General features: G+C 70.7%; 19 protein-coding genes and 3 tRNA genes. 13 read left to right on the forward strand and 9 right to left on the reverse strand.

The window, feature by feature from the left end; genetic code table 11:
- The 5 genes from ACJMK0_RS09910 to ACJMK0_RS09930 form a co-directional block, all read right to left on the reverse strand.
- On the reverse strand, positions 1–665 hold a 665-nt coding region (locus ACJMK0_RS09910; RefSeq protein ID WP_405237953.1), incomplete at its 3' end, for a GTP-binding protein.
- Positions 666–872: 207 nt separating this feature from the next.
- A tRNA-Thr gene (locus ACJMK0_RS09915) sits at positions 873–948 on the reverse strand.
- Between the two features lie 36 nt (positions 949–984).
- A tRNA-Gly gene (locus tag ACJMK0_RS09920) sits at positions 985–1,058 on the reverse strand.
- Positions 1,059–1,244: 186 nt separating this feature from the next.
- A tRNA-Tyr gene (locus ACJMK0_RS09925) sits at positions 1,245–1,329 on the reverse strand.
- An 83-nt stretch (positions 1,330–1,412) separates the two neighbouring features.
- Complete coding sequence (locus tag ACJMK0_RS09930; protein WP_405237955.1) at positions 1,413–1,913, reverse strand: M15 family metallopeptidase; 501 nt, start codon at positions 1,911–1,913, stop codon at positions 1,413–1,415.
- Between the two features lie 88 nt (positions 1,914–2,001).
- Between ACJMK0_RS09930 and cmoA the strand changes: the two genes are divergently transcribed.
- A complete protein-coding gene (gene cmoA, locus ACJMK0_RS09935; RefSeq protein WP_405237957.1) occupies positions 2,002–2,745 on the forward strand; it encodes a carboxy-S-adenosyl-L-methionine synthase CmoA in 744 nt (247 codons plus the stop codon).
- Positions 2,746–2,772: 27 nt separating this feature from the next.
- Positions 2,773–3,744 (forward strand): tRNA 5-methoxyuridine(34)/uridine 5-oxyacetic acid(34) synthase CmoB, encoded by a 972-nt coding sequence (gene cmoB, locus ACJMK0_RS09940; protein WP_405237959.1) that lies wholly within the window; start codon positions 2,773–2,775, stop codon positions 3,742–3,744.
- Between the two features lie 13 nt (positions 3,745–3,757).
- On the opposite strand, the gene ACJMK0_RS09945 is transcribed toward cmoB, so the two are convergent.
- Positions 3,758–4,558, reverse strand: a complete 801-nt coding sequence (locus tag ACJMK0_RS09945) for a DUF4437 domain-containing protein (RefSeq protein ID WP_405237961.1) — start codon at positions 4,556–4,558, stop codon at positions 3,758–3,760.
- Positions 4,559–4,779: 221 nt separating this feature from the next.
- Here ACJMK0_RS09945 and ACJMK0_RS09950 point away from each other — a divergent pair, with 221 nt between their 5' ends.
- Genes ACJMK0_RS09950 through ACJMK0_RS09970 form a run of 5 tightly spaced genes read left to right on the forward strand, consistent with a single transcriptional unit; the run spans position 4,780 to position 8,868 of the window.
- Positions 4,780–5,583, forward strand: coding sequence for an FkbM family methyltransferase (locus ACJMK0_RS09950; RefSeq protein WP_405237963.1), 804 nt, complete (start codon positions 4,780–4,782; stop codon positions 5,581–5,583).
- A 3-nt stretch (positions 5,584–5,586) separates the two neighbouring features.
- Complete coding sequence (locus ACJMK0_RS09955) at positions 5,587–6,678, forward strand: glycosyltransferase family 4 protein (protein WP_405237965.1); 1,092 nt, start codon at positions 5,587–5,589, stop codon at positions 6,676–6,678.
- Complete coding sequence (locus tag ACJMK0_RS09960) at positions 6,675–7,187, forward strand: GIY-YIG nuclease family protein (protein ID WP_405237967.1); 513 nt, start codon at positions 6,675–6,677, stop codon at positions 7,185–7,187. The genes ACJMK0_RS09955 and ACJMK0_RS09960 overlap by 4 nt, the downstream gene beginning before the upstream one ends.
- On the forward strand, positions 7,184–7,825 hold the full coding sequence (locus ACJMK0_RS09965) for a trimeric intracellular cation channel family protein (RefSeq protein ID WP_405237969.1): 642 nt from the start codon (positions 7,184–7,186) through the stop codon (positions 7,823–7,825). Before ACJMK0_RS09960 ends, ACJMK0_RS09965 begins: the two co-directional genes overlap by 4 nt.
- Before the next feature lie 59 nt (positions 7,826–7,884).
- The gene (locus tag ACJMK0_RS09970) at positions 7,885–8,868 is read left to right on the forward strand and encodes a zinc-dependent alcohol dehydrogenase family protein (RefSeq protein WP_405238534.1); all 984 of its coding nucleotides are present in this window, start codon (positions 7,885–7,887) and stop codon (positions 8,866–8,868) included.
- A gap of 85 nt (positions 8,869–8,953) precedes the next feature.
- On the opposite strand, the gene ACJMK0_RS09975 is transcribed toward ACJMK0_RS09970, so the two are convergent.
- Positions 8,954–10,906: an NAD(P)-binding protein gene (locus ACJMK0_RS09975; protein ID WP_405237971.1), complete on the reverse strand. Its 1,953-nt coding sequence runs from the start codon at positions 10,904–10,906 to the stop codon at positions 8,954–8,956.
- 89 nt (positions 10,907–10,995) lie between these two features.
- On the opposite strand from ACJMK0_RS09975, the gene ACJMK0_RS09980 reads away from it, so the two are divergent.
- From ACJMK0_RS09980 to ACJMK0_RS09990, 3 genes are all read left to right on the forward strand, one after another.
- Positions 10,996–11,682, forward strand: coding sequence for a pyridoxamine 5'-phosphate oxidase family protein (locus ACJMK0_RS09980; protein WP_405237973.1), 687 nt, complete (start codon positions 10,996–10,998; stop codon positions 11,680–11,682).
- A gap of 104 nt (positions 11,683–11,786) precedes the next feature.
- Positions 11,787–13,901 carry a hypothetical protein gene (locus ACJMK0_RS09985; RefSeq protein ID WP_405237975.1) on the forward strand — a complete coding sequence of 705 codons (2,115 nt, stop codon included), beginning with the start codon at positions 11,787–11,789 and terminating at the stop codon, positions 13,899–13,901.
- A complete protein-coding gene (locus ACJMK0_RS09990) occupies positions 13,898–14,518 on the forward strand; it encodes a YdbL family protein (RefSeq protein WP_405237976.1) in 621 nt (206 codons plus the stop codon). Before ACJMK0_RS09985 ends, ACJMK0_RS09990 begins: the two co-directional genes overlap by 4 nt.
- 6 nt (positions 14,519–14,524) lie before the next feature.
- On the opposite strand, the gene hutG is transcribed toward ACJMK0_RS09990, so the two are convergent.
- Together hutG and hutI are read right to left on the reverse strand one after the other, a co-directional pair.
- Positions 14,525–15,454: a formimidoylglutamase gene (hutG, locus tag ACJMK0_RS09995; protein WP_405237978.1), complete on the reverse strand. Its 930-nt coding sequence runs from the start codon at positions 15,452–15,454 to the stop codon at positions 14,525–14,527.
- Positions 15,438–16,670 (reverse strand): imidazolonepropionase, encoded by a 1,233-nt coding sequence (hutI, locus tag ACJMK0_RS10000; protein WP_405237980.1) that lies wholly within the window; start codon positions 16,668–16,670, stop codon positions 15,438–15,440. The genes hutG and hutI overlap by 17 nt, the downstream gene beginning before the upstream one ends.
- Positions 16,671–16,784: 114 nt before the next feature.
- Here hutI and hutC point away from each other — a divergent pair, with 114 nt between their 5' ends.
- The 3 genes from hutC to hutH are packed head-to-tail and all read left to right on the forward strand — an operon-like array spanning position 16,785 to position 20,739.
- Positions 16,785–17,543: a histidine utilization repressor gene (gene hutC, locus ACJMK0_RS10005; RefSeq protein ID WP_405237982.1), complete on the forward strand. Its 759-nt coding sequence runs from the start codon at positions 16,785–16,787 to the stop codon at positions 17,541–17,543.
- A complete protein-coding gene (gene hutU / locus ACJMK0_RS10010; RefSeq protein ID WP_405237984.1) occupies positions 17,540–19,222 on the forward strand; it encodes a urocanate hydratase in 1,683 nt (560 codons plus the stop codon). The genes hutC and hutU overlap by 4 nt, the downstream gene beginning before the upstream one ends.
- Positions 19,219–20,739 (forward strand): histidine ammonia-lyase, encoded by a 1,521-nt coding sequence (gene hutH / locus ACJMK0_RS10015; protein WP_405237986.1) that lies wholly within the window; start codon positions 19,219–19,221, stop codon positions 20,737–20,739. The genes hutU and hutH overlap by 4 nt, the downstream gene beginning before the upstream one ends.
- Positions 20,740–20,762 lie beyond the last annotated feature (23 nt).

Here is a 20,762-nt window from a genome sequence, read left to right on the forward strand (position 1 = left end):
GAGAACACGTCCTCCACCGGCATCAGGAAGTCACCGTCCACCGCACGCTCGGGCTCCGGAATGTAGCTGTCCATCGCCTCGATCAGCTTGTAGATCGAGGGCACGCCGATGTCCGACTCGTCCCCCTCGAACGCCTTCAGCGCAGAGCCGGTGATGATCGGCGTATCGTCGCCCGGGAACTCGTAGGTCGACAGGAGATCGCGCACCTCCATCTCCACCAGCTCCAGAAGCTCCTCGTCATCCACCATGTCCGCCTTGTTCAGGTACACCACGATGTAGGGCACGCCCACCTGGCGCGCCAGCAGAATGTGCTCGCGCGTCTGCGGCATCGGACCGTCCGCCGCACTCACCACCAGGATCGCACCGTCCATCTGCGCCGCTCCCGTGATCATGTTCTTCACGTAGTCAGCATGGCCCGGGCAGTCCACGTGCGCGTAGTGGCGCGCCTCGCTCTCGTACTCCACGTGCGCCGTGGCAATCGTGATACCACGTGCCTTCTCCTCCGGCGCATTGTCGATCTGGTCGTAAGCCCGCACCTCACCACCAAACTTCTCGGCCATCACCTTCGTCATCGCAGCCGTCAAAGTCGTCTTACCGTGGTCCACGTGGCCAATCGTGCCTACGTTCACGTGGGGCTTCGTTCTCTCAAACTTCGCTTTGGACATCTCTGCCTACCTTTCAGTCGGGCTTTTCAAACACGCTCGTAATCGAACACTCGTGACAATGGTCGCCAGGGCCCGCGCATCCGTGCCGGATCGCGGCGGCTCTCGCCTCTCGAATTTTCCTCGGCCGCAGGCTGCGCACGCCGTGGCCCTCTTCTCCTTCGCCGCGGACCGTCGCTCCCGGCCCATCGCGTCGCGGCTCTCTTGATCTGGTGCCCACAACTGGACTCGAACCAGTGACCTCTTCCTTACCAAGGAAGTGCTCTACCGCCTGAGCTATGTGGGCTTATGCACTCCCTACACACAAGAAGAACGGGGCGGATGGAGCGGGTGATGGGAATCGAACCCACATCATCAGCTTGGAAGGCTGAGGTTCTACCGTTGAACTACACCCGCCAACCTGTGCCGCCGCAATTGCCACTCCGGTCAGCTTCCCCGTCCTCTCAGGATCCTCTTCGATGACTCCTCGCCGATGACAACCGCCGATTCCGTACCTTTTTCCACAGCAAACAGCCCGGTCGAGGCCGTATGCCCCGGGCTGTTTCAGTACTTCTTCCGGCTTGCCGCCACCGCCATTTGTTCTGGTGGAGGGGGTAGGATTCGAACCTACGTAGGCATAGCCAGCAGATTTACAGTCTGCCCTCGTTGACCGCTTGAGTACCCCTCCGCGGAAACAAGCCCGCTATTGTCCAACCATGGCCCCCCTGCTGTCAACACGAGGTCCCGGGCCGGGGCGGCGGGGCGGCGCCCTCAGAGCGCCCAGTGCCAGGGCTCGTAGACGAACCCCTCGGGGTTGCCCGGCGGGTAGCTCAGGCCGAAGCCGAAATCGCCGGCCCGGCGGCCTAGCCAGCGGAAGGCCGGGGAGCGTTCGAACTCCTCCGTCAGCGGCCGGAACCCGGGCGTGGCGATGTCGATCGCCTCGCCGGTGTGGTGCTGGCTGTAGCCGGGCGCCGCGTTCACCGCGAGGATGTCCTCGATGGACTGCCCGGCCTCCAGCTTGCGGCGGATGAGGGCCGCCTGGTACTCCACGCTGCGGAATCCGGAGACCAGCAGCAGCCGGATGCCCTCCTCGGCCGCGGCTTCGCGCATGGCCTGCCAGCGGTCGGCGGCCCGGGGCGTGAGCTTCTGGGGCCGGCCCACGAGATTGGGTCCCACGTCGATCAGGCCGCTGGCCTCCTCGAAACGGGGCCGCGGCGGCGCCTTGCCGTAGTCCGGCGGGATACCGAGTTCCCTGTGCAGCTCTGCCAGCATCGCAACTCCTGTGACCGGTCACCGGCCGCCGTGTTCCCCGGCCCCGGCCGAGCTTGACGCCGCAGGGGCGCCACCGGACCATCTTTCCATGGAAGGCTCGAAACGCGATTCTATCTACCGGGACTCCGGTGGCAACCGGGGCTCCTTCGAATTCAACGAACGGGTGGCCGAGGTGTTCGGGGACATGATCCGCCGGTCCGTCCCCGGCTACGGCCGCACCCTGGCCGAGATCGAGCGCCTGGCGGCGAGAGCCGTGACCCCGGGCTCCGCCTGCTACGACCTCGGCTGCTCCCTCGGTGCCGCCACCCTGGCCATGGCCCGCGGCATCCACTACGACGACGCCCGCATCGTGGCCGTCGACAACTCTCCGGCCATGATCGGGCGCTGCCGACAGGTCCTCGACGAGAGCGGGATCGAGGGGACAGGCGTGGCCGTGGAGCTGCGCACCGAGGATCTGCGCGAGACGCCGGTGCGGGACGCGAGCCTGGTGGTGCTCAACTACACGCTGCAGTTCGTACCCCGGGACGACCGCCCCGGCCTGCTCGCCCGTATCCGGGACGGCATGCGGGAGGGCGGCATCCTGGTGCTGTCGGAGAAGATCCGCTTCGCCGATCCGGTGCTGGACGCCCTGTTCGTCGAGCTGCACCACGACTTCAAGCGGGCCAACGCCTACAGCGACCTGGAGATCAGCCGCAAGCGGGCCGCCCTGGAGAAGGTGCTGGTCCCCGACACCGCCGACACCCATCTGGAGCGGCTGCGCCGCGCCGGCTTCGGCCACGCCGCCTGCTGGATGCAGGAACTCAATTTCGCCTCGTTCGTCGCGGTCGCCTGACGGCGGGCCGCTGCTGACCCCAGCCCCATGCCCCCGGCCGATCTCGAACTCCTGCGCCGCACGCTCACCGCCGAGGGGACCGGCGACTGGGGCGAGGCGCTCGCGGCCGCCGCCGCGGCCGCGACGGCACGGCCCCACGGCGACCAGCCGCGGTGGGAGGCGGCCATCGAGCGTCTCCCCACCCTGGCACCGACCATGCCAATCGCCGACGGCCCGGCGGTGCGGATCGGCAGCGACGCCGATGCCGGGACGCGGGAGGCCATCCGCGAGGCGCTGCTGGCGCTGGCGCCCTGGCGCAAGGGGCCGTTCGCGGTCCACGGTGTCGAGGTGGACGCCGAGTGGCGCTCGGACATGAAGTGGGACCGGCTCGCGCCCCACGTCTCCGACCTCGGCGATCGCCGGGTGCTGGACGTGGGCTGCGGCAACGGCTACTACGCCCTGCGCATGCTGGACGCCGGCGCCCGCTGGGTGCTGGGAGCCGATCCGACGCGGTTGTTCAGCCTCCAGTACCGGGCGATCCGCCGTTTCACGCCGCCGCTGCCGTTCTGGCTGCTGCCGATTCCCCTCGAGGACGTGCCGGAGCCGCCGGCGGGCCTCGATACCGCGTTCTCCATGGGCGTGCTCTACCACCGCCGCTCGCCGTTCGGCCATCTCGCCCGGCTGCGGCGCTGGCTGCGGCCCGGCGGCGAACTGGTGCTGGAAACGCTGGTGGTCGAGGGCGGGCCCGACACGGTGCTGGTGCCGCCCGGGCGCTACGCCCGCATGCGCAACGTCTGGTTCCTGCCCTCCGTGGCCGCGCTCACGGTCTGGCTGGAACGCGCCGGATTCGCCGGCGTGCGCTGCGTGGACGTTACCGCCACCGGCACTGCCGAACAGCGGAGCACCGAGTGGATGCCTTTTCAGTCATTGCAGGACGCCCTGGATTCCGCGGACCCGCGGCGCACGGTGGAAGGCCACGTCGCGCCGCTGCGCGCGATCCTCGTCGCCGAGCGAACCTGAGCGGCGGCGGTCCTCAGCGCGCCGGCGGCCGGCACGCGTCGTGGAAGGTCGCATCCAGCGCTCCCGGCGAGCGCATCAGCCAGACGGCGCCGCCGTCGGTGCCGGAATCCGGGCCGCTGTGGATCCAGTTGGCCGGGCGCCAGAAATAGCCGCCGGGCAGGTAGTCGCCGTCCTTGCGGCCTTCCGGCAGGCACTCCGACAGGCGGTAGTCGCCCTCCAGCAGGTAGCCCTCCTCCACCACCGAATGGCTCTCCCAGGGCACCTCGACGCCCGGACCGATCTTCACCAGCCAGGTGCGCGCGCCGGTGCCGGGATCGTTCTTCAGGTCCTTGACGCTGAGGTCCAGCGGCACGCCGGCATCCCGGGCCACCGTGCCCGGCCGCCAGGGCAGCGAACGGGCACTGGCGACGAAGATCTGCCCCAGCCCGGAGGCCGGATCGGCCGGATCGGTGAACACCAGCATCTTCGCGGGGCGCACGGCTGTGATCGACGGCGGCTGGGCGCCCGGCGGCACGTAGAGGAGATCGCCGCCCTGCAGCTGGCGCTCGCCCGCCTGCACACGGCCCTCCAGCACGAGCCACTCCCGGGTGAAGGCGCCGTTGACCATGCCGGTCCAGCGCCAGCCCAGCGGCACGCTCAGGTGGATGGCGCTGCGCCCGGTGAACTCGTCCGCGCTGAGGCGCCGGGCGGTTACGCCGGGATAGGGGCTCCACGGCTCCACCGGCGCGGTCTGCGCCTGAATGAAGCCGATGAAGGTCGGCGGCGGCGGCTCCTGGCTGGCACAACCCGCCGCGGCGAGGGCGACCAGCGCCACCGCCGCGGCGGTGAGCCGGCCGCGGGCCGCGCGCGCCTGCGCGCCATCAATCGATCGAAGACCCGTGCGACGAGTCTCCCGACGATCTTTCCGACCGTCTGTCCGACCGTCTGTCCAACGATCTGTCCGACAATGCTGCATGGCCGACTCCGGGCAACGAAAGCGGTTAAACTCTAGCGCGTCACCGCGCCACACGCACCTGCCGCCACCGCATCACGCCCATGGATCTCCGCGCCGCCGCCTACGTCGTCAACCGCTTCATACTGCGCCGGCCGCGCCTGCTGGCGAAGGCGGACCATTTCGACCTGCGCCTGCGGGTGCGCACCGACGACGTGATCGGCCGCCACATCTACAAGTACGGCGCGCACGAGCCCGAGACCACGGACTTCCTGAAGCGCACCCTCGACATCCGGGACGGCGACGTCATCCTGGACGTCGGCGCCAACATCGGCTGGTACTCGCTCGTGCTCGACCGCATCGCCGGCGAGGCCCGGGCCGACATCTACGCCTTCGAGCCGGACCCGGAGAACTACGCCCTGCTGGGCGAGAACCGGGCGCTGAACGCCGCGCAGCGGGTCCACCCGGTCCAGCTCGGCGTCTCGGACCGCGCGGGCACGTTCGAGCTGCATCTGTTCGGCGGCTCCAACCGGGGCCGGCACTCGATGCTGCCCATCCACGAAGGCGGCACGATCGAGATCCGCACCACCACCCTGGACGAATTCTGGGCGCAGGAGGAGCTCGGCGACCGCACCCCGCGCTTCCTGAAGATGGACATCGAGGGCTTCGAGCTGGCCGCGCTGCGGGGCGCCGCCGGCGTGCTGGCGCGGTGTCCCTGCGTCATGCTCGAATATTCGCCCCGCTACATGAGCGCCGCCGGCATGGAGCCGGCCGCGCTGCTGGACTTCATGAGGGAGCAGGGCTACACGCCGGCGATACTGCGCGACGGGGCGCTGGCGCCGGTCAAGCGCGAGGAACTGCTGGCCAGCGACCGGCACGTGGATCTGTTCTGGCGCCGCGACGGCTGAGCCATGCGGCTGCTCTGCATCACCTCCCACGGGGACACCCTGAACAGCGTCCGGCCGGAGGCCGAGCTCTTCATCGGCCTGCAGAAAGCCGGTGTCGCGGTGACGGTCATGACACAGGGCGATTCGGTGTACGCCGGCCCCATGCGGGAGGCGGGCATCGAGGTGGTGGATTTCGTGCCCCGGCGCAAGGTCTCCCCGGAGGCCATCCGGCGCATCCGCCGCGAACTCAGGGAACGGCGCATCGACGTCGTCTGTTCCTTCAATAACAAGGCCATCGCCAACACGAACCTCGCCGCCGTCGGGCTGCCGGTGAAGGTGGTCACGTACCGCGGGCAGACGGGCAACATCCATCGCTGGGACCCGAGCGCCTATCTCACCCACCTCAATCCCCGGATCGATCTCATCCTCTGCGTGGCCGACGCCGTGCGCGACAGCCTGCGGGCCCAGCACCCGCGTCCCGGCCGCGTGCGCACCGTCTACAAGGGACACAGCCTCGACTGGTACCGGGAAACGCCCGCGGATCTCGGCGAGTTCGGCATCCCGGCGGGTGCCTTCACCGTGATCTGCGTGGCCAACAACCGGCCGCGGAAGGGTCTCGGCGTGCTGGTCGAGGCCACCTACCGGCTGCCCCGGGATGCCGCGATCCATCTGCTGCTGGTGGGCGGCGGGCTGGAGGAGCCGGAACTGGCCCGGCTGATCGGCGCGAGCCCGATGCGCGGGCGCATCCACGTGGCGGGGTTCCGACGGGACGCCACCGCGCTGGTGGCCGCCTGCTCGGCCTCGGTACTGCCGTCGCTGAAGCGCGAGGGCCTGCCCAAGACGGTCATCGAGTCGATGGCCTACGCCGTCCCGCCGATCGTCACGGACACCGGCGGCAGCGCGGAGCTGGTGCTCGACGGCCAGTCCGGCATCGTGGTGGCGCCCGGCGACGCCGGCGCCATCGCCGACGCCATCCGCTTCCTGTACGACAACCCCACCGAGCGCGCGCTGATGGGCCGGCGCGCCAGGGAACGGCTGGACCGGCACTTCAATGTCGCCGAGACGGTGCGCCACACGAAGGAGCTCCTGGAATCCCTTCTGGAGGACCGGGGATGAGGCCCGCCGGACCCGTCTGCCGGCTCCCCGAGGTGGACAGCCCGCCGCCCCGGCGCGGCGCCCTCCTCTACGTCCTCGCCGAACCCGACAGCGGACTCGTCTGCTACGTGGGACAGACCCGCCGCCCCCGGGCCAGGCTGCTCGGTCATATCCGTGCCGGCCGGGTGTGGCTGCGCGCCCTGGCGGAACGGCCGCGGCCATTGCAGGGGCCATGGCAGCGCCCGCTGCCGCTCTGGGACGACGCGCCGCAGCGCTTCCGCCGGGCCCGGCCCTCGCGGGAACCCGCCGTGCTGGAGGAATGGCTGGCCCTGCTCGCCGCCGAGGACAAGGCGCCCGGCATGCGGCTGATCGAGAGCGTTGCCTGCGACCCGGCCTGCGGCTGCACCTTCGTCGCCGACTGCCGCCGGGCGCGGCTGCGCGAAGCCTGGTGGATAGAGAACCTGCTGCTGGCGGGCCATCCGCTGCTGAACCGGACGCTGCCGCGCCCCGGCCGGGGCACGACGGCATGAGCCTGCCGCCCCTCGCGGAACTCCTTGCCGAATCCATAGGCTGGCTGGACCTCGCCGGCGTCGCGGTCTTCGCCGTGTCCGGTGCGCTGGAGGCGGCCCGCCGGGAGATGGACCTGCTCGGCTTCGTGCTCGTGGGCTCGGTCACCGGCATCGGCGGCGGCACCCTGCGGGACCTGCTGCTCGGCAGCACGCCGGTATTCTGGATCGACGAGCCGGTATACATCAGCGTGTGCGTGGTGGCCGCCTGCCTCACCTTCGTCGGCGCCCGACTGGTTGCCTCCCGCCTGCGGGCGCTGATGTGGATGGACGCGGCGGGCCTCGCCGTCTTCGCCGTCACGGGCACCCAGGCGGCACTGGCCCAGGGCGTCTCGCCGGTGATCGCCGCGGGCATGGGCATGATGACCGCCACTTTCGGCGGCTTCATCCGCGACATCATGTGCAACGACATACCGCTGATCCTGCGCTCGGAGATCTACGCCACCGCGGCGCTGGCGGGCGCCGGTGTCTACGTCGCGCTGGATGCCGCCGGTGTGGCGAGCCCCGCGGCCACCCTGGCCGCGCTCGCGGCGGGCTTCGGGCTGCGTGCGGCGGCCATCCTCACCGGCCTCAGCCTGCCGAAATACCGCCGGCCGGGCTGAGCCGCCGTCTGCGCTTTCCACGATCGGCAGCCGGCCGCGAATCGCCTATGCTCGGCAGCATGAAATCCATGGTCCTGAAAGAAGTCGGGCGGCCGCTGGAGGCGGTCGAGAGCGAGACCCCGGCGCCGGGCGACAACGAACTCCTCATCGAGGTGAGTGCCTGCGGGGTCTGCCGCACCGACCTGCACGTGGTGGACGGCGAGCTCCCGGGCGGCAAGCTGCCCGTCGTGCCGGGTCACGAGGTCATCGGCCGGGTGGCGGAGTGCGGTGCCTCCGTGCGCGGGTTCCGGCAAGGCCAGCGGGTCGGCGTGCCCTGGCTGGGCGCCACCTGCGCACACTGCTGGTACTGCGAGCACGGCCAGGAGAATCTCTGCGACGAACCCGCCTTCACCGGCTTCGACCGGGACGGCGGCTTCGCCACCCACACCGTGGCCGACGCCCGCTACACCTTCCCCATCGACGCCGACTACGACGACGCCGAGGCCGCGCCGCTCATGTGCGCCGGACTCATCGGCTACCGCTCCTGGCGCATGGCCGGCGAGGGCCGCAACCTGGGCCTGTACGGGTTCGGGGCGGCGGCCCACATCCTGACCCAGGTGGCCCGGCACCGCGGCCAGCGCGTCTACGCCTTCACCCGTCCCGGCGACACGCAGGCCCAGGAGTTCGCGCTGCGCATGGGCGCGGAATGGGCCGGCGGGTCCGACGAGGCGCCGCCGGCGGAGCTGGACGCGGCCATCCTGTTCGCGCCGGTCGGCGAGCTCGTGCCGGCCGGGCTCAGGGCCGTGCGCAAGGGCGGCATCGTGGTCTGCGGGGGCATCCACATGAGCGACATCCCGAGCTTCCCCTACCGCATCCTGTGGGAGGAGCGCCGGATCCGCTCGGTGGCCAACCTCACCCGGCAGGACGCCGTGGAGTTCCTGGATCTCGCGCCCCGCGCCGGCGTGCGCACGGAGGTGACCACCTACCCGCTGGAGGAGGCCAACGCCGCGCTGGAGGACCTGAGACACGGGCGTCTCTCCGGCGCCGCCGTGCTGGTGCCCTGACGGGCGCACAGGGGTCCGCGCGATCCGCGGTCGCGCTCGCGCTCGCCATTGCGCGACGGCGTGACGGCGCGACGGCGGGCCGGCTCTACTCGGCCGCTTCCGCCCCCGGCATGCCCGCCGGATGCCCGAACGTCTCGCCCACCGCGCGCCAGGCGGCGTCGATGGCCGCATCGGCATAGGCCCGGCCCTCCGAATCGGACGCCGCGATGGCGATGCGGCCCACGGGCCGGCGGCCGATCTCCCACGGTGCCTCGCCGGGCGGCCAGTCCGGATCGTGGAGATCGATCTGTTCGTAGGCGTAGCCGTGCGGCCAGCGGTTCACGGTGACGGCGCGGAGGTCGCGGCCGGACGAGAAACCGGCCGGGCCCAGCAGGGCGTCGAGCTGGCGGCGCAGGGGGCGCTCGTAGTCCTCGAATGCCATCCGCAGAATCTCGTAGCGGCCGCGGGCAAACTGCTCCCGGGGCGTCAGGCCGGCCTCCGGCGTGGTCGGCACGTGCACCAGGTGGAGCACCATCGGCTCATCGGGCGTCGAGGGGTATTGATAGCGGCCGAGGCTGACCGGGAAATCCAGCGACACGCTGTGATAGAAATCGTCCGGGAAATAGGCGCTCTCGATGCCGAGTTCCGCGAAGGCCTTCCAGTTCTCGACGGCCGCATTCACGTAGACGATGGGCGCCCGGGGATACTCGGCGATGGCCTCGGCCTGCCCGGCCGGCAGCTGCGGACAGAGATGAGGCACCATCAGATTGTTGCAGGCCAGGATGGCGTGGCGCGCCCGCGCCCGGAACGTGCCCGCGTCCGTCACGTAGTCCACCTCCACGCCCTCGCGGCCGGGCTCCAGCGTGCGGTTCACCGCGCGCACAGCAGTGGCATTCAGCCGCAGACGCACGTAGGCGTCGGGCAGGTCCAGCGCCTCGTAGTCGAAGCGGGCGGTGACGATATCCTCCATGTCGTCGCCGGGCGCTGCCGCCGGTATCAGATCCCGGACCAGCAGCCGCGCGAGCGACGCGTTGCCGTCCGGGAAGTGGAAGATGTAGGGCTCGTCGTGCTCGCAGCCCTCGTAGGCGCCGCTCACCCGGCACGGGCCGATATCCAGTCCGGTGAATCCCGGGTAGCCCATGCGCACCGCCTCCAGCGCCGACAACGCGTCGGTACCGATGCCCCAGAACGCATTACTCGAGTTCTGGAACAGCCGGATGACCGCCGGGCCCGCGTCGAAATAGCGGCGCAGATAGTCGTTGTAGCTCACCCGGCGCAGGATCTTCTCCAGCGTCTCCCGGCTGGCCGCCGGCAGGTTCGCCGGCTGGGCAATCAGGATGCGAAACAGCGTCACCCTATCGGCATCGGGCAGGGGCAGCGAGCGCACCCAGCCTTCCGCGTCGGAGTCGATGGGCAGGCGGTTCGCACCCCGGCCGCCGTCGCTGCGCACCAGGCGCTCCCCCTCCGGCGCGTCGGCGAAGAAGATGCCTCGGGCCAGACCGAAGCGCTCACGGTGGCCGCGGTCGTAGGCCGAGTAGAACCGGTCCAGATTCACGTCCAGCGCCTCGAGCAGGCCGCGGGCGGGCTTGCTCCAGGCCGAGGGCGTATCGATGGACTGGCTGCCGCCGTAACCGATCAGGTTCTTGCCGGCCACCAGGAACTCGTTGCGCTTCGCGTGGCCGCCGAAGTCGTCGTGGTTGTCCAGAATCAGGATACGGGCGAACTCGCCGGCCTGCTGCCGGTAATACCAGGCGGCGGCGAGCCCGCTGAGTCCGCCCCCCACCACCACCAGGTCGTAGACCCGGCCGCCGTCGGCGGGCTTCGCGCCGGGGTATCGCTCGCCGCGGCGGGCGAGCGCATGGGCCACCTCGAAGGAACCCGGATGGGCGCCCCTCAGCCCGGTCAGCGCGGGCGGGTAATACTCCTCCTCGCCGAAGCCGAACATCTGCGCGCCGGCGGCACCGGGCAGTCCGGCGGCCGCCCCCGCCAGAGCCATGCCCTGGACGAAGTCCCGGCGGGTGACGCCGTCGCCCGCCCGTCTCTTCCTCTGCTCTCCCATGCGCCCATTATGGCGGCATAAGGGTGTGGCGGGCGAGGTTCCGATGGCAGGCCGGCTATACTGGCCGGACGAATCCGTGGAGAGCAGCAATGAAGACGGAGAACGGAGCGGATTACGAAATCGGCGATCGCAACCGGGTACGCCAGGTCAGGGAAGCGGCGCGCTACGACCGCGCCACCGTGCATGCGATCCTGGATGCCGGGCTGAGTGCCCACGTGGCCTTCTGCGAGCAGGGCAGGCCGGTGATCGTCCCCATGATCTACGCCCGCGACGGGGAGACGCTGTATCTGCATGGCGCGCGCAAGGCACGCATCGTGCGCCTCCTCGAAGGCGGCGCGGAGGCGACGCTGAACGTGACCCTGATCGACGGCATCGTCGCCGCGCGCTCGGCGTTCAACTCGTCGGTGAACTACCGCTCGGTCACCGTCTTCGGACGGCCCTGGCTGGTGGCGGACGAGGCGGAGAAGATCGAGGCCATGCGGCTCATCTCCGAACACCTCATGCCGGGACGCTGGGATGAGCTGCGCCCGCCCCACGACCGGGAGGTGAAGATGACCGGCGTCATCGCCCTGCCCATCGAATCCGCTTCCGCCAAGGTGACGGCCGGCCCGCCGGAGGACGAGGACGAGGACTACGCCCTGCCCGTGTGGGCGGGGGTCGTGCCGGTGGAGCAGGTGCTGGGGGCGCCGGAGGCTGATCCGGAACTGGCGCCGGACACACCGGTATCGCCCGCATTGCTTCGTCTCGCCCGCTCGCGCAGAGATCGCCGGCGGTAATCCACCGCTGTCGTCGCACGGCCCGGGTGGAACACAATGGGGCCACGATGGACGCCGACGACACTCCCGGTTCACGGTGGCAGCCTGCAGCGGTAGTCGTAGCCGTGGCAACGCTGCTGCTCTGCGTGTTGTCGCTCGCCCGCATGCCGTTCGCCGCCGCCGTCGAACTGCTGACCCTGGACATCGATCAGATCACCGGCGCAGGCTGGTCCGCCGACGGCATCGAGCTCCGTATCCTCCCGGGCGATGGGTCCGGAGACATCGCCGCCTCCGTCCGTGTGAAACGCCTCCTGCTGCCGGAGCCGGTCGGCGAGCTGCGCGACGTCACACTGCGCTGCGATACGGTCGCGATAACGCCGGCCGCGGCGGGCTACCGCTGCGAACGGGGCCGGGCCCTGGCGCGGCACTCGCCGCTGGACCCGGTAGCGTTCTCGCTGTCGGGGAGCTATCGGCGGGCGGACGGCCGGCTCGTCCTCGAATCGCCGGATCTCCCGTGGCAGGGCATGAAGCTGCGTATATCGGCGGAACTGGCCGACGGCGTCTGGACGGCCGCGGTCGAAGGCGCCGACGTGGACGCCGCGAGGGTCTACGGTGCAATGGGCGCCATGGCATCCATGATGTCGACGGCATCCGCCATACCGGAGCTGGAGATCGCCGCCGGGACCGCCGGATTCCGGCTGCGCGCACAGGGAGAGGACGGCGGTGTCTCCCGCATCGACGGCACGATAACGCTGCGGGACCTGAGCCTGGCGAATGCCTCCGGCAGCCTCGCCGCGGAGGGGCTGGCCGCCACACTCCAGGCGCAGGCCCGGATTCCGGCGTCCGGCGGGCGGCTCGACTACACGGCGACGCTGACCGCGGATGCCGGCGAGGCCTACGTGGAGCCCGCCTACTTCAACCTGTCTGCATCGCCACTCACGCTCGACTCGAGCGGCGGCCTCGACCCGGCCGCAGGTCCCGTCTGGATCGACAGCTTCGTCCTCGATCACCGCGACGTACTGGCCGCGAGCGGCGAGGCCGTCCTGCGGCGCGGAGAGGAACCCGCCGTGGCCCGGGCCGACGTCGAGATCGCCGACGCGGTCTTCCCCGGCGTCTACACCACTTACCTGCAGGGCTTCCTGACCGGCACGCCGCTCGCGAAGCTCGAGACCCGCGGCCGCGTATCGGGCCGGGTGAAGCTGGACGACGGCGGGATCACCGCCCTGGATCTCGCGCTGGATGATCTCCACGCGGACGATGCCGAGAGACGGCTGGCGATCTACGGCGCCCGCGGCAACGTCGCCTGGGACGGCGGAGCGGACGCCCCGCCCCGCTCGTCCCGCCTGGCCTGGGACGGCGGTTTCGTCTACGACGCCGGCTTCGGCGCCGGCGCCGCGGCGTTCTCCTCCACGCCGGACCGGATCACGCTGCAGGAGACGCTGCGTGTGCCGGTGCTGGACGGCGCACTTCTCGTGGAGACCTTCGCGGCACGCGGGCTGTCCGGCGACGAACCGGCCGTGGAGTTCGATGCCCGGCTGGAGCCGGTCAGCCTCGCCGGCATCACCACCGCGCTGGGCTGGCCCGCCCTGCCCGGCAAGATCTCCGGCGAGTTGCCGCTGCTCAGCGTGAGCGAGGGCGCCGTGACGCTCGGCGGCAGCCTGGTGGCCCGCGTATTCGACGGCACCGCCCGCATCTCCGAGCTGCGCATCGAACAGCCCTTCGGCGCGAACCGCCGCACCTCCGGCGAGGTCACGCTGGACAATCTGGATCTCGCCCTCGTCACCGACGTCTTCACCTTCGGCCGCATCACCGGCCGGCTGGACGGGTCCATCCGCAGCCTGGAGATGCTGCAGGGCCGTCCCATCGCCTTCGACGCGCGCTTCTACACGCCGGCCGACGACGACAGCCGGCACCGGATCAGCCGGCGGGCGCTCAGCAATATCTCGGAGATCGCAGGCTCCGGCACCGCGGCGCTCTCCGCCGGCTTCCTCAGCCTGTTCGACGAGTTCCGCTACGACAGCCTCGGCATCCGCTGCGTCCTCGAGGGCGACGTCTGCAACATGAGCGGCGTGCAGCCGGCGCAGCAGGGCTACTACCTGGTGAAGGGCAGCGGTCTGCCCCGCATCGATGTCATCGGTCATTCCCGGGAGGTAAACTGGCCCAGACTGGTAGCGCAGATCACCGAGGCGCTGAAATCCAGGGAAGTCTCCACGTCACCGCAAAGCGAGGAACGCAGATGATCAGAGCAAAGACCCGCGTCATGACGCACCCGGCGGCCTGGCTGTCGCTGTCCGCATTGCTACTCGCCGCGTGCGTGACCATCAACGTCTATTTCCCGGCGGCCGAGGCCGAAAGAGCGGCCGACCGCATCATCGACGAGGTGCGGGGCACCGGCGGCAACGAGGGTGAAGACACCACCAGCCGGCTGCCGCTGGAGGCGCTGCCCGCGCGCTTCGCCGCGGCGGTGGCGGATTTCCTCGTCCCCGCCGCCCATGCCCAGGGCCGGCCGGACTTCGATGCCTCCTCGCCGGCGAAACGGGCGCTGGAGCAATCGCTGAAGCAGCGCTTCCCGCAGCTGAAGCCGTTCTACGATTCCGGCGCCATCGGCCTGACCGCCCGCGGCACCATCGAGATCCGCGACCGCTCCCTGGTGCCGCTGAACGAGCGCAACCGGGTACGCCAGCTGGTGGCGGAGCAGAACGCGGACTGGGAGGCGCTGTACCGGGAAATCGCCCGCATCAACGGCCATCCGGAATGGGAAGACGAGATCCGCCAGGTATTCGCCGACCGCTGGATCGCCAAGGCCGAGAGCGGCTGGTATTACCGGGACGCCGGCGGCCAGTGGCGCCGGAAGTAGCGCGGACTAGCGGGCCAGCTCCCAGACCAGCCGGGTGGCGGTCCGGGCGGTGCGCCCATCGACGTCGTAGCGCGGGTTGAATTCCGCGATGTCGGCCACGGGCCAGGGACGCTCGGGGCTCATCGCGCGGATGCGGCGCAGGCAGCGGATCACGAATTCCAGGCTGATGCCGAAGCCGGCGGGGGCGCTGACGCCGGGGGCCACGGCGCCCGGCAGGGCGTCCAGGCAGACCGTGACGTAGAGCGCGTCCACTTCAGCCACCAGCGCCTCCAGCATGGGCGCCGCCCGCTCCTCGCTGCAGTCGATGTCGACGAGATAACGCACGCCGGCGGCATCCGCGAAGTCGAACAGTGCACGGGTATTCGCCGCCTCGCTGACGCCGAGGCAGAGATAGTGGAAGCCGGTGCCCCGGCGGCCGCAGTCGTCGGCGATCTGGCGGAACGGCGTGCCCGAGGTGCCGCCGTCGACGGGCTCGCGCAGGTCGAAGTGGGCGTCGAAATTGACGATACCGATGCGCGCCGGCTCGCCGCCCCGGTCCAGGTGCCGCGCCAGCCCCCGGTAGCTGCCCCAGGCGATCTCGTGGCCGCCACCGAGCCCGATCACCGTGTGGCCGGCACCCAGCAACCGGCCCACGCGCTCCGCATACGCATCCTGGCCCGCCGCCAGGTCATCGGCGACGGTGACCGTACCGGCATCGTAGACGGGCCGCTCCGCCGGCGCCGGCAGGTTACCCAGCGCGCGGCGCAGCGTATCGGGCCCCTCGGACGCGCCGGGCCGACCCTGGTTCAGGCGCACGCCCCGGTCGGAGGCGAAGCCGAACAGGCAGGTGCCGGGAGCGCCGTCGTCCGGATCGTCGATGACCTGGTGCCAGCGCAGCGCCGCCACGCCGCGGTCGGTCCGGCCGCTCCAGAGCGAGAGATCAGCTCGCGTCCACACGCCGTCCACCTTGCCATACCGCTGCCGGGCGCACGAGGTTGATGCCCCAGGCGAGTTCCGCCGGCGAGTCCACGTCCCAGAGGCACAGGTCGGCATCCGCACCCTCCTCGATGCGGCCCTTGCGCTCGAGCCCCAGCGCCGCGGCGCCCCAGCGTGTCGCGCCCAGCAGTGCCTCGGCCGGCGCCAGCCCGAACTGCGTGCAGGCGAGATTCATGGCCGTCAGCAGCGAGCCGAGCGGCGAGGTACCCGGGTTGAGGTCGGTGGCCACCGCCATGGGCACGCCCGCCTCCCGCAGGGCATCGATCGGCGGCAGCCGGGTCTCGCCGAGGAAGTGGAAGGCGCCCGGCAGCAGCACGGCCACCGTGCCCGCCTGGAACAGCGCGGGCGCATCGGCGGGGTCGAGGTATTCGAGGTGGTCCACCGACAGCGCGCCGTAGCGGCTGGCGAGCGCGGCACCCTTCAGGTCGGAGAGCTGCTCCGCGTGGGCCTTCACGGCCAGGCCGTGCCGGCCCGCCGCCTCTAACACACGCTCGCACTGGGCCGGACTGAAGCCGATGCCCTCGCAGAACACGTCCACCGCGTCGGCCAGCCCCTGCTCCGCCACGGCCGGGATCATCTCGTCACAGACATGCGCGATGTAGTCGTCGGCCCGCCCCTCGTATTCTTCAGGCACCGCATGGGCGCCGAGGAAGGTGGTACGAACCGTCACCGGATGGGTCCTGCCGAGGCGACGGGCCACCCGCAGCAGTTTCAGCTCGGTGGCGGTGTCCAGGCCGTAACCGGACTTGATCTCCACCGTGGTGACGCCCTCTTCCAGCAGGCGCTGCAGGCGCCGCGAGGACGCCTCGAACAGCTCGTCCTCGCTCGCCGCCCGGGTGGCGCGAACGGTGGCACGGATGCCGCCGCCGGCGCGGGCGATGGCCTCGTAGGATTCGCCCTGCAGGCGCCGCTCGAACTCGTCCGCCCGGTTGCCGCCCCAGACCAGGTGGGTGTGGCAATCGACCAGGCCGGGCGTGAGCCAGCCGCCGCGGCCGTCCACGTGGGTATCGGCGGCCACCTCCTGTCCGTCGTCCTCCGCGCCGGCGTAGACGATGCTGCCGTCGGCAATGGCCACCCGGGCCATGCGCGTACCGGCAAGCCCGCCCGGGCCCCGGCCGTCGGGCACCGCGGGCGCGAGGTTCACGTTGTGGATCAGGGTGTCGGAGAAGATTGCCACGGGCGCCTCCCTGCCGTTATGCTTGGCCGAATTCTAGTTGTATATACAACCCTTGTATAGACGGCCTTGCATGGACAACCAGTGCAAGCCGTCTGCACAGCCGCCGAACGGATTATGGCCACACCCCGCTACCGTATCATCCGCGACCAACTGCTCGAGGATATCGAGAGCGGCCGGCTGCGCGCGGGGGAGCGGGTGCCTTCGGAGAACGAACTCGTCGCGCGCTTCGGCGTGAGCCGCATGACGGCCCGGCGGGCGCTGCAGGAGCTGGCGGACGCCGGATTCCTGCTGCGCACCCGCGGACTCGGCAGCTTCGTGGCCGACTCCCGGCCGATGAGCTCCATGCTGCAGGTCCGCAACATCGCCGACGAGATTGCCGAGCGCGGCCACCGCCACAGCGCCGAGGTGCTGCGGCTCGAATCCGTGACCGCCGGCGAGGAGCTGGGCCGCTACTTCGACGTCGAACCCGATGACGAGCTTTACCACTCCGTGCTGGTCCACCGGGAGAACGGCGTCCCCATCCAGCACGAGGACCGTTACGTGAACCCGGCCTGCGCCCCGGACTATCTGGCCCAGGACTTCGCCGGCACCACCCCGAACGAATACCTGTCGGCGGTGGCGCCGCTGGCCGAGGCCGACCACGTGGTGGAGGCCACCACCGCCATGCCCGGCGTGGCGCGGGCGCTCGAGATCCGGCCGGAGGCGCCCTGCCTGCGCGTCACCCGGCGCACCTTCAGCCGCCGGGCGGTGGTCACCTTCGCCCGGCTCACCTACCCGGGCAACCGCTACCGCCTGGGCAGCCACCTCGATTTCCGCGCGCCCGCCCGCCATGACGAGCGGCGCGACGACAATACCCACAGGGGGAAGAAATGAACCGATACGACCCCGAGCGCGTGATCAGCGCACCGCACGGCACCGAGCTCTCGGCGAAGAGCTGGCTCACCGAGGCGCCGCTGCGCATGCTCATGAACAACCTGGACGCGGACGTGGCCGAGCACCCGGAGGGCCTGGTGGTCTACGGCGGCATCGGCCGCGCGGCCAGGGACTGGGAGTCCTACGACCGCATCGTCGAGGTACTGCGCCGGCTGGAAGACGACCAGACGCTGCTGGTGCAGAGCGGCAAGCCCGTGGGCGTGTTCCGCACCCACGCCGACGCGCCCCGGGTGCTGATCGCCAACTCCAACCTGGTGCCCCGCTGGGCCACCTGGGAGCACTTCAACGATCTCGACCGCAAGGGCCTCATGATGTACGGGCAGATGACTGCGGGCTCCTGGATCTACATCGGCTCCCAGGGCATCGTCCAGGGCACCTACGAGACCTTCGGCGCCGTCGCCCGCCAGCACTTCGACGGCGATGCGGGCGGCCGCTGGATCCTCACCGCCGGGCTGGGCGGCATGGGCGGCGCCCAGCCGCTGGCGGCCACCATGGCGGGCTTCTCCATGCTGGCCGTCGAGGTTGACGAGAGCCGCATCGACTTCCGGCTTCGCACCGGCTACCTGGACCGCAAGGCCGGCTCCCTGGACGAGGCGCTGCGCCTGATCGACAAGGCGAAGTCGGAAGGCCGCGCGGTGTCCGTCGGCCTGCTGGCCAACGCCGCCGACGTCGTGCCCGAGCTGGCCGAGCGGGGAGTGGTGCCGGACGCGCTCACGGACCAGACCAGCGCCCACGATCCCCTGAACGGCTACGTGCCCCGCGGCTGGTCGCTCGCGCAGACGAAGGCCGCGCGTGAGAAGGACCCGGACCGGGTGGTGCGCGCCGCCATGGAGTCCATGGCCGTCCACGTCCGCGGCATGCTGGCGCTGCAGCAGCAGGGGGCGGTCACATTCGACTACGGCAACAACCTGCGCCAGATGGCCAAGGACGAGGGCGTGGAGAACGCGTTCGACTTCCCCGGCTTCGTGCCGGCCTACATCCGCCCGCTGTTCTGCGAGGGCATCGGCCCGTTCCGCTGGGCGGCGCTCTCCGGCAACCCGGAGGACATCTACGCCACCGATGCGAAGGTGAAGGAACTCATCCCGGACGACGCCCATCTGCACAACTGGCTGGACATGGCCCGCGAACGCATCAGCTTCCAGGGCCTGCCGTCCCGCATCTGCTGGGTGGGCCTGGCCGACCGCGCGCGCCTGGGCCTGGCCTTCAACGAGATGGTGGCCAGCGGCGAACTGAAGGCACCGGTGGTCATCGGGCGGGATCACCTCGACTCGGGTTCGGTGGCCTCGCCCAACCGGGAGACCGAAGGCATGCTGGACGGCAGCGACGCGGTCTCCGACTGGGCGTTCCTGAACGCGCTGCTGAATACGGCCAGCGGCGCCACCTGGGTCAGCATCCACCACGGCGGCGGCGTCGGCATGGGCTACAGCCAGCACGCCGGGCTGGTCATCGTCTGCGACGGCACGGAGGCGGCGGCCCGGCGCGTCGGCCGCGTGCTCTGGAACGACCCGGCCACCGGCGTCATGCGCCACGCGGACGCGGGCTACGACCGGGCCGTCGAGTGCGCCCGCAGGAACGGGCTGGACCTGCCCATGGTGGAGACGGGAGGTGACGGCGGATGAACACACTCGAGATCACGGCGAACGACCTGACCCTGCAGGAGCTCCGCCGGGTCAGCGCGGGGCCGGTGGAACTCACCATCGACGCCGCCTGCCGCGACGCCATGGCGCGCTCGGCCGAGACCGTGGCACGGGTGCTGGGCGAAGGACGCACCGTCTACGGCGTGAATACCGGGTTCGGGCGGCTCGCCAACACGAAGATCCCGCCGGATGCGCTCGAGACCCTGCAGAAGAGCATCGTACTGTCGCACGCCGCCGGCGTCGGCGACTTCATGCCGCCTCGTACCGTGCGGCTGCTGATGGTGCTGAAGATCAAGTCCCTGGCGCGGGGCTATTCCGGCGTGCGCCCCGAACTGGTCGACCGGCTGGTCGCACTCGTGAACGCGGGCGTGTGCCCGGCCATCCCCGAGAAGGGCTCCGTGGGCGCCTCCGGCGACCTGGCGCCGCTCGCGCACATGAGCACCATCCTGCTCGGCGAGGGCGAGGCCTTCGTGGACGGCGAGCTGGTGCCCGCGGATGCCGCCCTGCGCCACGCCGGCATCGAGGCGACGCCGCTCGCGCCGAAGGAGGGACTCGCGCTGCTGAACGGCACGCAGGCGTCCACCGCCTACGGCCTGGAGGGTCTGTTCCACGCGGAGAACGCGCTCTCTTCTGCGCTGCTGGTCGGCTCCATGACGGTGGAGGCGGCGCAGGGTTCCCGGGTGCCCTTCGACGAGCGCATCCATGCCATCCGCGGCCAGGCGGCCCAGAGCGAGATCGCCCGGCGCTACCGGGAGATCCTCGGCGAGTCTTCCGGGATCGGCCGCTCCCACGAGGGCTGCGAGAAGGTGCAGGATCCGTACTCGCTGCGTTGCCAGCCCCAGGTGATGGGCGCCTGCCTGCAGCAGATCGAACACGCCGCCCGCATCCTGATCGCCGAGGCGAACGGCGTCTCCGACAACCCGCTGGTGTTCGCCGACACCGGCGAGATCCTCTCCGGCGGCAACTTCCACGCCGAGCCCGTCGCCATGGCCGCGGACATGCTGGCCATCGCGCTGGCGGAGATCGGCGCGCTGTCGGAGCGCCGCATGGCGCTGTTGATCGACTCCAGCCTGAGCGGCCTGCCGCCGTTCATCGTGGAGAACGAGGGCGTGAATTCCGGCTTCATGGTGGCGCAGGTCACCGCCGCGGCACTGGCCAGCGAGAACAAGACCCTGGCGCACCCCGCCTCGGTGGACTCGCTGCCGACCTCGGCCAACCAGGAGGACCACGTCTCCATGGCCACGTTCGCCGCGCGGCGGCTGGGCGACATCTACGAGAACACCGAGAACATCCTGGCCATCGAGTGGCTGGCCGCCGCACAGGGTCTCGACTTCCGCGCGCCGCTGAAATCCAGCCCGAAGGTGGAAGAGGCCAGGGCGCTGATCCGCTCGGCGGTGCCCTTCTACGATCACGACCGATACTTCGCGCCGGACATCAACAAGTCGGCACGGCTGATCCGGGAGGGGCGCCTGGCGGCTCTGACTAGCGGTTTGCTCTAGCCAAAGAAAGGCCCGAGCCTCGT

The sequence above is a fragment of the Lentisalinibacter orientalis genome (genome assembly GCF_040706535.1).
In the GTDB taxonomy this organism is placed as follows: Bacteria; Pseudomonadota; Gammaproteobacteria; order Steroidobacterales; family Woeseiaceae; genus Lentisalinibacter; species Lentisalinibacter orientalis.